11 protein-coding genes are annotated in these 13,805 nt (G+C 45.6%); 5 read left to right on the forward strand and 6 right to left on the reverse strand.

Going from position 1 to position 13,805, the window contains the following annotated elements:
• Window positions 1–92 precede the first annotated feature (92 nt).
• The 4 genes from L4D74_RS04295 (at window position 93) to L4D74_RS04310 (ending at window position 4,163) form a co-directional block, all read left to right on the forward strand.
• Entirely contained in the window at window positions 93–2,171 is a 2,079-nt protein-coding gene (locus L4D74_RS04295) for a flagellar biosynthesis protein FlhA (RefSeq protein WP_428750904.1), read from the forward strand.
• Window positions 2,172–2,363: 192 nt separating this feature from the next.
• Window positions 2,364–3,035, forward strand: coding sequence for a glutathione S-transferase family protein (locus L4D74_RS04300; RefSeq protein ID WP_428750905.1), 672 nt, complete (start codon window positions 2,364–2,366; stop codon window positions 3,033–3,035).
• Between the two features lie 6 nt (window positions 3,036–3,041).
• Complete coding sequence (locus L4D74_RS04305; RefSeq protein ID WP_428750906.1) at window positions 3,042–3,608, forward strand: nucleotidyltransferase family protein; 567 nt, start codon at window positions 3,042–3,044, stop codon at window positions 3,606–3,608.
• A 96-nt stretch (window positions 3,609–3,704) separates the two neighbouring features.
• Window positions 3,705–4,163, forward strand: coding sequence for a GNAT family N-acetyltransferase (locus tag L4D74_RS04310; RefSeq protein WP_428751166.1), 459 nt, complete (start codon window positions 3,705–3,707; stop codon window positions 4,161–4,163).
• Between the two features lie 91 nt (window positions 4,164–4,254).
• Here L4D74_RS04310 and L4D74_RS04315 read toward each other — a convergent pair whose 3' ends face one another.
• The 6 genes from L4D74_RS04315 to L4D74_RS04340 form a co-directional block, all read right to left on the reverse strand.
• Window positions 4,255–5,253 carry a succinylglutamate desuccinylase/aspartoacylase family protein gene (locus tag L4D74_RS04315; RefSeq protein WP_265673036.1) on the reverse strand — a complete coding sequence of 333 codons (999 nt, stop codon included), beginning with the start codon at window positions 5,251–5,253 and terminating at the stop codon, window positions 4,255–4,257.
• 953 nt (window positions 5,254–6,206) lie between these two features.
• Window positions 6,207–7,568 carry a DUF1254 domain-containing protein gene (locus tag L4D74_RS04320; RefSeq protein WP_428751167.1) on the reverse strand — a complete coding sequence of 454 codons (1,362 nt, stop codon included), beginning with the start codon at window positions 7,566–7,568 and terminating at the stop codon, window positions 6,207–6,209.
• A gap of 81 nt (window positions 7,569–7,649) precedes the next feature.
• Window positions 7,650–8,303, reverse strand: coding sequence for a hypothetical protein (locus tag L4D74_RS04325; RefSeq protein ID WP_428750907.1), 654 nt, complete (start codon window positions 8,301–8,303; stop codon window positions 7,650–7,652).
• Between the two features lie 71 nt (window positions 8,304–8,374).
• Window positions 8,375–9,913: a sulfatase-like hydrolase/transferase gene (locus tag L4D74_RS04330; RefSeq protein WP_428750908.1), complete on the reverse strand. Its 1,539-nt coding sequence runs from the start codon at window positions 9,911–9,913 to the stop codon at window positions 8,375–8,377.
• Between the two features lie 152 nt (window positions 9,914–10,065).
• Window positions 10,066–10,962, reverse strand: coding sequence for a LysR family transcriptional regulator (locus L4D74_RS04335; protein ID WP_428750909.1), 897 nt, complete (start codon window positions 10,960–10,962; stop codon window positions 10,066–10,068).
• Between the two features lie 15 nt (window positions 10,963–10,977).
• A complete protein-coding gene (locus L4D74_RS04340; protein WP_428750910.1) occupies window positions 10,978–12,129 on the reverse strand; it encodes an anaerobic sulfatase maturase in 1,152 nt (383 codons plus the stop codon).
• 240 nt (window positions 12,130–12,369) lie between these two features.
• Here L4D74_RS04340 and L4D74_RS04345 point away from each other — a divergent pair, with 240 nt between their 5' ends.
• The gene (locus L4D74_RS04345; protein WP_428750911.1) at window positions 12,370–13,770 is read left to right on the forward strand and encodes a DUF1254 domain-containing protein; all 1,401 of its coding nucleotides are present in this window, start codon (window positions 12,370–12,372) and stop codon (window positions 13,768–13,770) included.
• The last annotated feature ends 35 nt before the right edge of the window (window positions 13,771–13,805 follow it).

Here is a 13,805-nt window from a genome sequence, read left to right on the forward strand (position 1 = left end):
CACTTAAAATGTAAATTGCAAGTATCAAAAGTGAGAAGTGATTGAAAAATATCCTAGTATCTAATTTAACGATAACCACTAAATTGGCTGTTATGAGAAAGGTAATTCAGGCAATCACTACTCGGTTGACTATCCCCATCGTTCTATTAATGATCTTGGCGATGGTGATTCTCCCCCTGCCACCACTACTACTCGATACCTTCTTCACCTTTAATATCATGTTGGCAATCGTGGTCTTACTCGTCGCCAGTACCGTCACCCGAGTGCTCGAATTTTCTATTTTTCCTTCCCTATTGCTCATTGCGACGCTACTACGATTAACGCTCAATGTAGCTTCTACTCGAATCGTATTACTGGAAGGTCACAACGGTGGCGACGCGGCTGGTAAAGTAATTCAGTCATTTGGTGAAGTCGTGATTGGCGGCAGCTATGTCGTGGGTATTGTGGTGTTTGTGATTTTGATGATCATTAACTTCGTTGTTATCACCAAAGGGGGCGAACGTATCTCAGAAGTCTCGGCGAGATTTACCTTAGATGCGCTACCAGGCAAACAAATGGCGATTGATGCCGACTTAAACGCAGGTGCTATCGACCAAGTTGAAGCAAAAGCCCGCCGTTTAGAAGTTGGCGAAGAAGCGGAATTTTATGGGGCGATGGATGGGGCAAGTAAATTTGTTCGAGGCGATGCCATCGCGGGTTTGCTTATTCTTTTCATTAACCTTATTGGTGGCGTGCTAATTGGTATTTTTGAACATGGTCTATCTGCAGAAGATGCCTTTCAGACTTACGCATTACTCACCATTGGTGATGGTCTCGTCGCTCAAATTCCTTCGCTATTACTTGCAACGTCTGCCGCCATTATCGTAACTCGTATTAGCGACAACGATAATGACATGGCGCAAACCGTTCAAAAGCAACTACTCGCCTCTCCCCATAACCTCTATATGGCCGCGGGCGTTATGTTTGTTATTGGTAGCGTTCCCAACATGCCACACCTCGCTTTTTATACCTTTACCGTCTTACTCGCCTTCGTTGGCTGGCGACAAAGTAAGTTTAAAGCCATAGAAGCGCTTCCGGAACCAGATAGCGAGTTACTGCATCATTCCCCTTCGGAGACCACGATCGACTGGAATATCATCCCTACCATCGATGTAATTGCACTGTCGTTAGGGTTTAAACTCGTCCCCCTCGCCACAACAAAGAAAGGCGGAAACCTGATCAAAAGTATCCGAGGAAGCAGAAAAACACTAAGTGAACAAATTGGCTTTGTGATCCCCGAAGTGGTCATTACTGATAACCTTTCGTTAAAACCATCTGAATACGCGATCAGTATTGATGGTGATGAAATAGAACGAGGTGAAGTCTATGTCGATAAATCGATGGCCGTTGGCAACAGAATCGACCACCCTGATTTAGATGGGATCGTCGGCATTGATCCCGCCTACCAACTTCCAGCACTATGGATCAATAAAGCCGATAAAACTAAAGCCATCAACTTAGGGTTTCAAGTTATTGATATCTATGACGTCATTGCCACCCATGTCAGCAAGGTTTGCAGTGAACACTTAAACGATATTTTCAATTACGATGATGTTAAAGCCCTAAACCATCGGCTTGCTACTCATCATCCCGAACTGGCAGAAAACCTAGCCAGTGTCATTTCGCCCAACTTGCAAATGCAGGTCATACGTCAACTTCTTGCCCAACAAGTCCCTATCATCAATGTGCGCACCATCGCCAATACCATCATAGAAAGTATTGATACGGTAAAAGACCCTATCTTACTGTCTTCCAATATTCGAGTTGCGCTAAAGCGCACCATTGTTAACCTAATCTCTCCCAACAGCAAAACCATTAACGCCTTTATTATTGGCGCCTCCTTAGAGGGCGAACTTAAAAGTGCCATTTCTCTTTCACAACAAAACGACCCCAATATTCCGTTGGATGCCATTCCCATTGAAGCGACGATACTGCAAAAATGTCAAAACCGCATGCCAACTATTGTTCAAACGATGCAAAGCCAAAATTTACCTGCCGTACTTGTAGTGCCACCAACGACAAGACCTATGATCGCAAAGCTGGCAAAAGCCTTTGCCAAGGAGCTTATCGTGCTGAGCTATAATGAAATACCCAATGAGTACGGGCTCAATGTCCTTGGCGAAGTTGAGTAACCAAACGAGATGACAAGCCAGGTATGAGGCACCTCACTCATTCTCACTACGTATGGTGATAACATTGGCGCAGGCGGATATACTGGATTCCTGTTATTTCTGATGATGTTATTTCCGATGATGTTGCGTCTGTTCCGATAGCATCTAACGAAACACCGCCAAGGGAAGCCCCAATCAAACAAGGACTGTAAATTGTATCAACTCTATTATTACCCCAATAACGCAAGCTTAGCCCCACACTTTTTACTGCATCATATGGGCCTCGACTATCAACTTATCCTTGTTGATAAACAGTCCAACTCACAAAAATCCAGCGACTATCTTGCACTAAACCCAGCAGGCAGAATTCCAACACTTATCGATGATGGCACCGTTATTTTTGAAAGCCCAGCCATCTGTATTCACCTTTGCGAACAACACCCTCAGCACGGCCTTATTCCTTTGCTCGGCAGTCATACACGTGCGCATTTTTTCCAGTGGTTAACCTATTTAAATAATACGCTGCAAGCTGAACTCATGGTGCGCTATTATCCTCATAGGCACACCAACGATGAACGCACGATCCCTAATGTCATCGCGGCTCAAGATGAGCGGATTGCAGAATCTCTCTCTGTCATTAATGACCAACTTAAAGGCCGTCAATACCTGCTAGGCGAACAACTCACAGCCTGCGACTTTTTCCTTTTCATGTTGTCGGAGTGGAGCTTACCCGCTCAAACATCGCCGCTGCAATTTAAACATTTGTCCGCGTATCTTACGCGATTATCCTCCCACCCAACGATAAAAACGGTATGCGACCTGGAAGGTATTGATCTTCGCCCTTTTCAACCAACGCTTTTAACTAATAACGTCGCAGAGCGATAGTTAAGTATGGAAAGGATCACTACATTAATGCACCAAGACGCGCTCAGGTCGAAAATCTTAAGCTGTGTTGCGAGTGTTGGTTTTCAACCCTGCTACTTAGCCGCAGGGTTTGTTCGTAATTTAATTTGGGACGATTTACACAACCGAACCACCCCGACGCCATTGAACGATGTTGACGTTATTTACTTTGACCCATCAGAAATGGATTCAAGTGGTCAACAGCGCATAGAAGCCTATCTAAATAACACAATGCCTAGTATTGGCTGGCAAGTACGTAATCAAGCATTGATGCACAGCAGAAACGGTCACCAACCCTACACTGACATCATCCATGCAATGAGTTACTGGCCAGAAAAAGAAACCGCCATTGCCGTACGCAAGAACGGCGAACAAATAGAATGCATTTCAGCGTTTGGTGCAGACACTTTGCTGGCGGGGAAGTTGACTCATAACCCCAGTGCGCCTATCGCACTATTTTGGCAACGAGTACACTCGAAAAACTGGCTAAATCAATGGCCTAAGCTAGTCACAGTTCCCAATTACTGCGACCCTGACACGCTTTTTACAAAGTGAACACCTTAACATTTGGTACACTTAACCCTCTTGCTCACTTACCGCGAACGCGCTGTATTTAATCTAAGTATTGAGGTAGAAATGAACGTCCGATTGATGAACACGTCCGATTTAAAAGCAGCAGCAGAGATACACAAACTCACTTTCGTCAGACAAAAACAATCTTATGAATGGCTGCAATGTAACTTTAATGCGTTTCCTCGTGTGCTGTGCTTTGTGGCGGAGAATAACGACAAACAAATTACTGGCTTTATTATTTGGACTCAAAAGAGTGGCTTTCGCCCAGAAGTCATCCTCGAAATAGAGCAGCTAGCGGTCTCTCCCGATCACCAAGGAAAAGGAATAGGACGTGGGCTCATTACCCAAACCCTACCTTTAGTAAAAGAAAGGTTGGCGCAAAATGACTCGGTACTCAAACATATATACGTTACGACGCGCGCGGACAACTTTGCCCAAAACTTATACAAATCGACGTTAGGCGCTGAAGTCGAAGCCACCATTTCTAATCTGTACTCCGCTGATGAAGTGCTTATGGTGGCGCGTAATGTAGGTTAAGACGGCTCCATATTGATGAGGCTTCAATTTTCCATTAAAACGCATGTCAGCTAACGTGCCTCATCATCATAATTTACCGCCCGGCAGCGCATTACTTAATCAAACGCACCACTAACGACCCTGGCGCCCTTACCGATTCCACGTTGTGGCTGATCACTACCCCATTTGAAGGCGCGATATAATGCGCTATCTCATCACCAAAGCTATTGTATTGCGTGGCGACTTGCTGCCCTTTTACCACTTCATCAAGCAACGCCACTTGGCAAAGGACAAATCCTCCCTGATCGGCTCGGATACTGATAATTTCTTCTCCTTCCGTGCAAGGCACGGTTTGTGATACCACCTCGCCAGCAATCAGCTCATAAGAGCGTAATACGTTAAGCACACCATTGACGGCTCGCTCGACCATAGGTAAATCCGTGTAACGTCCAATACCCACTTCAATGGTGATAGAAGGAATATCCGCGCGATTATAAGCCGTTTCAAGAATGCCCGGATCGCCAGGGTCATTAAGAATGACGTCGGGGTTAAGTAATCTTGCCATACGAATAGAGTCGTCTAAGCGATAATCCGCAAAGACATATAGCGGATAGGCTGACCCCGACGTCTGCGAGTGCAAATCAATCGCTAAATCGGCGTTCGGTTTCAATAAATTTTGCCATAAATTGGCCGCAAAGCGGTTCGCTTCATCACCATCAGGATTACCAGGAAATACTCGGTTCAAGTTGGAAGACGAGCTATCAGGCGCGGCGGAATGAAAGTCACGGCTATGGCGCGCAATACCAGACAAATTCACAGTGGGTACAATGGTGACCACACCAGCATGCATTTTTCCAATTAACTCTCTCGCCAATTGTTGCGCGGTCAAAATGCCATTTTGTTCATCACCATGAATACCCGCAGTAATCATAATCCGCTTACCGGGACGCTTACCTTTAAACACGCGCACAGGAAGCGTTTGTGGATGACCAATCGCATCGGTGGCAACGGCAAACCAGAACTTATGCTCTCCGGGCTCTAAGCCATCCACATCTAACGCTTGAATCGTTGGATACATAGGAACAATACAATCATTGAGGGGCGTAGACATAACTTCTCCGGAGAAAGAACGAATGACGATCGCGGCTTGAGCCTCGACTAGGATATCGTTCAAACTACCCTATTACGAAGAAAGATAACAGCAAGAAGCGTAAGCCATCATCCGCAAGGTTGCTAAAGTGGCTAAGCTAACGTTATCGCGGTACAGGCGAGTATCAAAACACACCCAGCAGCTCGTCATTCCTCTGAAGAAAGCAATCTACTAACGTTCGCTATGCGACAAACGATATCGGTATGATTCGCAATACAAACCGCTGAAGGGAACCCCGCTGGTATGGTTGTGTACGACAAGTTTTTGGACTGAGACCTCTTAACTCACCGCCTTTACTCTATCCCAATAAGGCCGTCATCCTCGTGGATATGAGGCTCTCACAAAGCATGTAGCTCACTTAAAATGGAAACGAATTACCCAAGAATAGGTTTACAATGCACTGACGCAAGCCGAACTGACTCATTTTTGGATAGAAGCTAGTTACGAATTTCAGCAGATAGTTAGATTTCGGATCACCTCAACTATTCTGATTCACGTAAATCACCTAGCTAAATTAGACTGTTTTTCCTCCGAGAACGCCAATTTACTCAAGCAAAAAAACTTTTTGATACCATTTCATATTATTTGGAAATTACTATGGCGACTTCCTTATTTGGCCATCACGATTGTCGTTGGGAGTAAAGGTAAATTTATGAAGTAGCTCCATAAGGTACAGAAACTTCTCTTAATGGATATGTTGATATCAAAATGAGTCAGCATAATCACACTGACTCAAACAATTTAGGTTGCGATTCAACACTCTGATAGATTAGGCAAAATTACGTCCAGTGAAAGGATTGTCGATAGCAACATAATTATCTCACCTTGCTGTCTGGTTATCCTTCCAATACTACCCCCCGCAAATGCCTAGCCACACCTAGAATCTAGATTCAATAGGGCATCACTTATGATTTTTATGGCCTATTGCGCGGTTTGCTTCCCTTATCTTTGATTTTTGTAAAAGGCGTTGATTTCCATTGGTCGGTTCTAACCTCTTCACCTGGTGTGTACATACGCAGCACCGAATACCATTGATGATCAGGAATAGGCAAAAAGTTAGGGTTGTTTTCATTGCCTTTGGTGTCGCTACTCATGGTAATGGTGTAACTGCCATCTTCGTTTGGTGTGAGCGTTCGATCACCACGTGAATGCCTGTTTAAGTCGTTCTTGTCCATTAACCTCGTTTCGCCACTGTAGACGGTGTACGACCAAAATCCGCCGTCTTCAATGGGTGGCGCATCGAAAGTTACCGTATAGTCAAACTGGCTTCCATCAAGCACTTCACCCTCACTATCGAAGAAATCACCACTGTACATGGTGTGTTTCGCAGGTAAACCCCACTGCCCCATTAAGGTGCCGTAAGCATGCTGATAACTGGGGACCCGGGTCATTTCAGCGCGAGTGCCGAGTACATCGCGAGAATCGTCAAACCCTGCATTTTTAATGCGTTCAAACCCTTCGTGTTGACCTAATTCAATGAGGCTGCGTTGTTCGTCATTGAAGTGAGCGTCAACCTTACCCAACTCAAGGAATTCAAAATGCTCGATCAATGCTTGATCACGCTGTTTCATTGTCCCTTCAGACAATACAAAGTTGGTTCGTTCAACCCAGTTAGAGCTATTTGGATGCGGGTAATCACGAGCAACGGCATCCGGGCCTTTTTCGCCCAAATACGCTGACAAGGTACGAATGTTCCACTGGTCCATCAGCTTTTGAGCCGTAGCAGAGTCGTCACCGCCGAGATCCATAATACGCCCCATCATTTTCACGAGTGGGTGTTCAACGTAGATCACTTCATCGACGCTGGCCGGCACGTCACCTTGCCACCCTTCGACGGCATACATAAAGCTTCCCCCTTTCGTTCCTCTTTGTGGGGAACCAAACGCTGAATCCGTAAAGTGTTGCATGTTCATGGTATGGAACAGCCAGTATCGGTCTTCATCGTGATTGGGAATGCTGATAATGACAGGCTCTGCCGCTAAGTCCATCCAGCCCATTAAGTGCAATGTATCGTTGTTGATCGTTGGGTGCGCGGTGTAAGTATCGTCTGCTAATACTCTGATGTTTTGAAATTGATTAAGCGGGAATTCAGACTCCACAACGGTTTCGTAAAAGTACTTGTAGGCTTCGTCGATAGAAAATGCATATTCGTAAGCAAGCTGTGCCAGTTTCTTATGATCTTTCTTCTGCGCTGCGTCACTGGCCATTTCTAACGGCACGGTGCCACTGTGAATAGCGGTAGAAACTTGAGTTGTGGTGCTTACTTCGTTTGCCATTAAAATCGATGGCATCGCCATCATAAAGGTGCAGGTAAGCGTCGTTGCAAGTAGTGTTTTTTTCATCATTCAATGTCCAAACTAGAAGCGGGTACGGAAGGTGATCCAGGCGTTATTGTCGGTATCACCACTAAAAATAATGATGTTGTCACTATCCACTTTGTAACCGATTTGCATCTCTGCCGAGAAATCTCGAGTGTTTTCACCGTCTAACCCATAGGTGTATTGTGGGGCGAGTTGAAGGTAGAATTGCTCGGCAAAGTCATACTTTAAATAATTGATACTGCTGATGATTTGCGTATCTTTGAATTGATTACTCTCTTCCCACATTTGTCCGTACGTTAAGGCACTGTATAGGTTTACCTTATCGCTCAATTTGAACGCCTGCATGATACCCGCCGACGCATAGTTTGAGGTTATCCCATCGTTGGAAAAATCGTGCCCAGCATCCACGAACAAGCCAGTACCGGTTTTCTTGTTTGGTGTAAAAAATCGAGCGCGGTAATTTTCAAAATTGTTCTTCCCTTCCAATTTCCCAAGCACCCCCCAATCACCGTGATTCACGCCAAACTGAAAGGTTGCCCCGAGTCCTTTATTCCCTGCGATGAGTTCGCCACCCGTATAAACAGCCATTGGATCCGCCATATCACTCGCAGGGGATTCTTGCGCCAATGCAACATTAGAAATAGAGAAAGTACCCACCAGTAAAGCAGATAATATTAGTGATTTGTTCATTCAAGAGCCTATTGAAGGTGTGCTCATGGTAAGCACACCTTTGTTTTGGTTGGAGTTAATGTTTTTAAGCGTTAGTCAGAAACGACAGATTTATCGGCCATACCGATGCCACCTGCTTTCTGCCTTGGTGGAAACGCCATAAGAGATTTTTGGTAATCTGCAGCCGTTTTTTGTAGCTTTGGCAACACCCATGTTTTCTCTTTCATCCATAGGAACCAACCACGCGTATCAGGACTGCGCTCGTAAGGGTCGGCCTTGATGTTTATGAGCATGCCAAGTGGCCAATCTTCTGCAGGCGAAATCCACTCTGCTTTCGTTTTCAGGTGAACTTTCCATTCGTCTACACGAAATGCATTGAGATCTTGCTCGTTGTAAAAGAAGAATTCATGGCGTTGGCTTGGGGCACCATCCGTTAGCATCTCTAACTGGTTGTAACCATCTAGATGGACTTGGTACTCTTCCCCATTGATTTCTTTGCCTTCCAACAGCTCTTGTTTGATGTTGTCTTCGCCAACAGCCGCCATGATGGTTGGCACCCAATCTTCAGACGTCATGAAGCCATCTGTGTACTCACCTTGAGGGATTTTATCAGGCCAACTTACTAGCATTGGAACGCGGAAACCGCCATCCCATGTTGTCCCTTTTTGACCACGAAACGACGCAGAACCAGAATCAGGCCAGTGATCCAAGTTCACTCCGTTATCAGACGTAAACAGAATAATGGTGTTATCCATTTCGCCTAAGTCTTCCAACTTATCGAGAAGCACCCCAATTTGATCATCAAGCTCTATCAAGCCATCGTAATAAGTATTGGTTTGGCTCACACCTTGGTATTCAGGGCGGACATGCGTTTTTTGGTGCATTCGAGTCGGGTTGTACCACATGAAGTAAGGCTGTTCATCCTTCTCGGTTTCATGTTTGTCCAGCCATGACATGGCAAAGTCTAGGAACTCGCCATCCACTGTTTGCATTCGCTTCGCACCCAGCATTCCCTTGTCTTCAATGGTTTGCTTACCCACTACGCCAAACCGCGGGTCGTCTGTCATGTCCGCGACATCGGTAGCGACGGTATGCAGAACATTACGTGGGCGACTTCTAAAGTTAGGGTCTTTAGGAAACTCAGGCTGCTCTGGCATTTCCATTACATTGAGGTGATAAAGGAAGCCAAAGAACTCATCGAACCCATGTACAGTTGGAAGATGGCTGTTGTTGTCGCCTAGGTGACTTTTGCCGACATGAACAGTGGCATAGCCTTTATCTTTGAGCATTTCCGCCAACGTTGGATCTTCTTTTTGCAGGCCTAGAGAAGAGCCAGGCTGACCAACTGACGTGAGGCCTGTGCGAAATGGGTATTGCCCGGTAATGAACGCTGAGCGCCCGGCCGTCGAACTGCCTTGCGCATAATAATCACTGATCATCATGCCGCGTTCCGCTATACGGTCAATATTTGGCGTATCGACAGCGCCTAAACCACGGTGGTAAGCGGAAATGTCCGTTGGGCTGACATCGTCAAGCATAATAGCCACGACATTGGGTTGGCTTGAAGCGTGTACATTGACACTCGCGAGCACCGAAAGTGCTAGAGCCGATTTAACAAAAGACTGATACATTTATATTCCTCTTGGACGACGAGCAAATCACTAGAGCCACTAACAAAATCAGTAAGTTCAAGTGAACCGTTGTTGGAATAAATGGTATAAGAAAGAGGACTAAAATGGGGTGATAGCCACTATTACGATTTTTAATAATGGCTAGATAAACGTTAGGATTGAACGAGAGAAATGAGCTCTTTATGGAGCCAGTCAGTAAATGGGTTATTACGATTGGCTTGATGCGTAAACAGAGCCAACTCACGACGATAGGTGTCTTTCAATAACTCGGATGGCAGATCCACGCAACGGTAAGACTCATCTAGAGCGGAGCGGCACTTAGTGGACGTAATGTAGATAAAGTCGCTGTCTTTGACCATTTCTAACATCAGATTCATGTTGTTGCTTCTGAGTGCAATATGCTTACCTAAATCGTACTTCTTGATCAGCATTTCTGTTTTCGACGGCTGGATATAACCTGGGATAATATTAATGCACAGCGGATACTGCAAAATGTCCTCTAGCGCATTTCCTTTCAACGGATGATCAGCCCTCAGCACCAACATAAATTTATCAAACCCGAGTGCTTTTTCCGTTAGGGTTTTATTGACCTCCATCGGAAGGTAACTGACCCCCCAACATGCGCGATTGCTTTCTAGCACTTGCGCACCATTATCCGGCCATGGAGAGCATTGCAGCGTGACTTGCGGTGCTTCGCTCGCAAGCTTTTTAATGAGTGGAACGCCAATAGGAATAATCAGTGGCGAAGGCAGCATGATTTGAACTTCGCCCTTTAAATCGGCAAGTGTCCAGGCTTCGCTCGGTATATAGAGGTTATCAAGCTGTTCCAATAACCCAGGTAACGTGTCGATAAGCTCTAGGCATTTTGCCGTTGGTTCAAGCTTATTCTTGTCTCTGACGAACAGCTCATCATTAAACTGCTCTCGCAGCTTACGCAACATGACACTAATGGTCGGCTGACTTACGTTCAGCGCTTTCGCCGCACTGATCGTTTGCCGTGTTTCATTCAACACCAATATCAGCTGCAGTAAGTTCAGGTCTTTGATCATATCGCACTCCATTAATTAGAAAAGCGGGAAATACGCTGGCGAGTACCCCTTTTTCATCGCATTAACCATTGGCAATAGCTTAGGTAGCGCGTGATGAAAGAACATTTTGTATCCTTGACACAATTGGTTCATGGGCTGCCCCTCGCGCGTAGTGGCTAGCCTATTCTTGGGGCAACCACCTTGGCATAACTGGACAAAATCGCATCGACGACAAACATCGTTTAACCCGTTGTATTTGTCAGTGCCAAATTTAACTTGAGTCGGCGAATTGGCCATAGTAATAAGCTTATCACTCTTCATAGAGCCAAGTTGATGATCTTCATACCCAAAATGATCACAACTATACACATTGCCATCGTGTTCAACCATTAATTGTTGGCCACACGTTTCACTATGATGGCACATTTGGCTTGCATGCCCCATCAATACCATTAGGCAATTCTCAAAAAACTGAATATACACTTTGCCAACATCCGCGGCACTCCATTCGTCGAATAGGTCGCACAGGAACTGCCCCCACTGTTCTCCCGTTAACGACCAGTCATGCCCTGTTCGTCGGTCTAATTCGTGGTCTATACATGGCTGAAACTGCATATAACCGCTGCCGTTCTCAACCAAAAATTGATAGATGGTTTTCGCATGTTGATACGTTTTATTGTTCACAACCGTTAGCGTATTGAATTCAACATTCTTGCTTTTCAAATGTTGTATGCCACGCATGGTGCGCTCAAACGATGAATGACCACTCTTATCGATACGAGCAATATCATTGAGCAGATTCGGCCCATCAATACTCACACCCAGCATAAAGTTGTGCTTTGCAAAAAAATCCGCCCAACGCTCATTGATCATGGTGCCGTTGGTTTGCAAGGTATTCACACAAGGCTTCTTACTGGTGCTTTTTTTCTGAGCAAAAACGGCAGCTTCATAGAATTCTAGCCCTCTTAACATGGGCTCTCCCCCATGCCAGATGAAGTCGACTTGCTGTGATAAATCAGGCTGAGCATCAATATGCGCTTCTACGATCTGCTCCATCATTGCTGTTGGCATTGATGAACGATTCTCGCTGTCTTGTCTGTTGAGGTAATAGCAGTAACTGCAATCTAGATTGCATTGAGCGCCTTCCGCTTTTATGAATAAACTGAAGGGATGATTAGGTGTATTCATATTGACTCCGGTAGTTTTTTGTCAACATAACAACCACTATTCAATGAAACAATAGCGGCATAGGTCGTTGGTGACACCGAGCTAATCCCACCAAACCAAACACAAATAAAATACCATTAAAAACAACATCTTAATAAATAATCTTGCGGTATTAACATCCTTAATAACGGCTATTACACCCATTAACCTGGGTTCTTAATATGATGGTCACCTATCCGTTCCAACAATGTAAGGTGCTCCATGAGAAAGATGCTCTATAAGAAAAGTGTACTGACAAGCCTAGTTTGCTCGCTATCTGGTGTAATGGCGATGCCCTCACTAGCTCAACAAACGATCAATCCAGAAGAAGAACTTGCCTACAATCTAGGTGTTCAAGCCTTTATCTATGGCACAGGGCCACTAACCGTTGCCGCAGTAAGGCAAACCACAACTTCCGTCGACGCCCCTATGGATAACGCAATGGCGCCCCTCAATCAGATGGGTAAGACTCGTGTGCTGTCTGGCCCACAAGACAGAATCGTCCCGACGGTGAATAACGACACGCTCTATTCGCAAGCCCATTATGACCTTGATCTCTCCGGCCCGATGGTGATTGATATTCCGCCGACTGATGAGCGTTACTACATTGTTCAATTGCTCGATGCCTATTCTGACTCCATTAATGATCTGCACGCCAAGAGCATGGGCGAGCAAGGTTCAAAAGTATTATTAGTGAAAAAAGGATGGTCAGGAGACGTACCTGAAGGCATCGATCGTATTGTTGAGTCGCGTACCCCTATGGTCTGGTTGATTCACCGTACGGGCGTTTTCGGTGAGCAAGATCTTGAGGATGCGTTAGTTGTGCATGACCAGTTCATCAGCTACCCACTCGCGCAATTCGGCGAAGACCATGGTGTGATTGAGTTGGAAAAATCCACAAACCGCATCCCACCGATGGCAAGGCCAGAAGGGTTAGAGTGGTATTTGTTGATTGACAAAGAACTGCGTAAGAATCCAATACCGGAAGATGCCGCTATTGTGGATCAGTTCAAGCAAATCGGTATTGGCGGAGCAACTCCATTTAACCCAGACGCTCTCTCTGATGCTCAGAAAAAAGGGCTCATGCGCGCATTGGCCTCTTCACAACAGATCATCCAGTACGCAGGTAGAAGCATTGGCGATGTCAATAACGGCTGGTCAATGATGTTCGAAGGTGGCCGTTACGGTAACGATTATTTAAGCCGAGCCAGCATCAATTTACGCGCTGCTGGTCTAAACGTTCCAGAGCGAGCACTGTACCCAAACCGCTACACGGATTCGAATGGTGAACAGCTTTCAGGTGAACATGCGTACCGAATGACCATGCCAGCGGATGCGCCCACAGAAGCGTTCTGGTCACTCACCATGTACGACGCCGAAAACCTGTTTATGGTGGACAACTTCATTCAGCGTTACTCAATTTCAACCAATCGGCAATCAGAGCTGAAATACGCTGAAGACGGGACGCTTCCAGTCTGTATTCAACACACCAAACCAACGGATCCAACTTGTAACTGGTTACCTGCGCCTCAGGATGATTTCTATCTGCACATGCGTTTGTATGAACCAACTCAAGCCGTGCTCAACAATGAATACCCTTTGCCCCAAGTCGAGAAGCTGTAAATTCGAGCGTGAACGCGACATCAATTGCGTTCACT

It is taken from the genome of Vibrio cionasavignyae (genome assembly GCF_050337155.1).
Classification (GTDB): Bacteria; Pseudomonadota; Gammaproteobacteria; order Enterobacterales; family Vibrionaceae; genus Vibrio; species Vibrio nomapromontoriensis.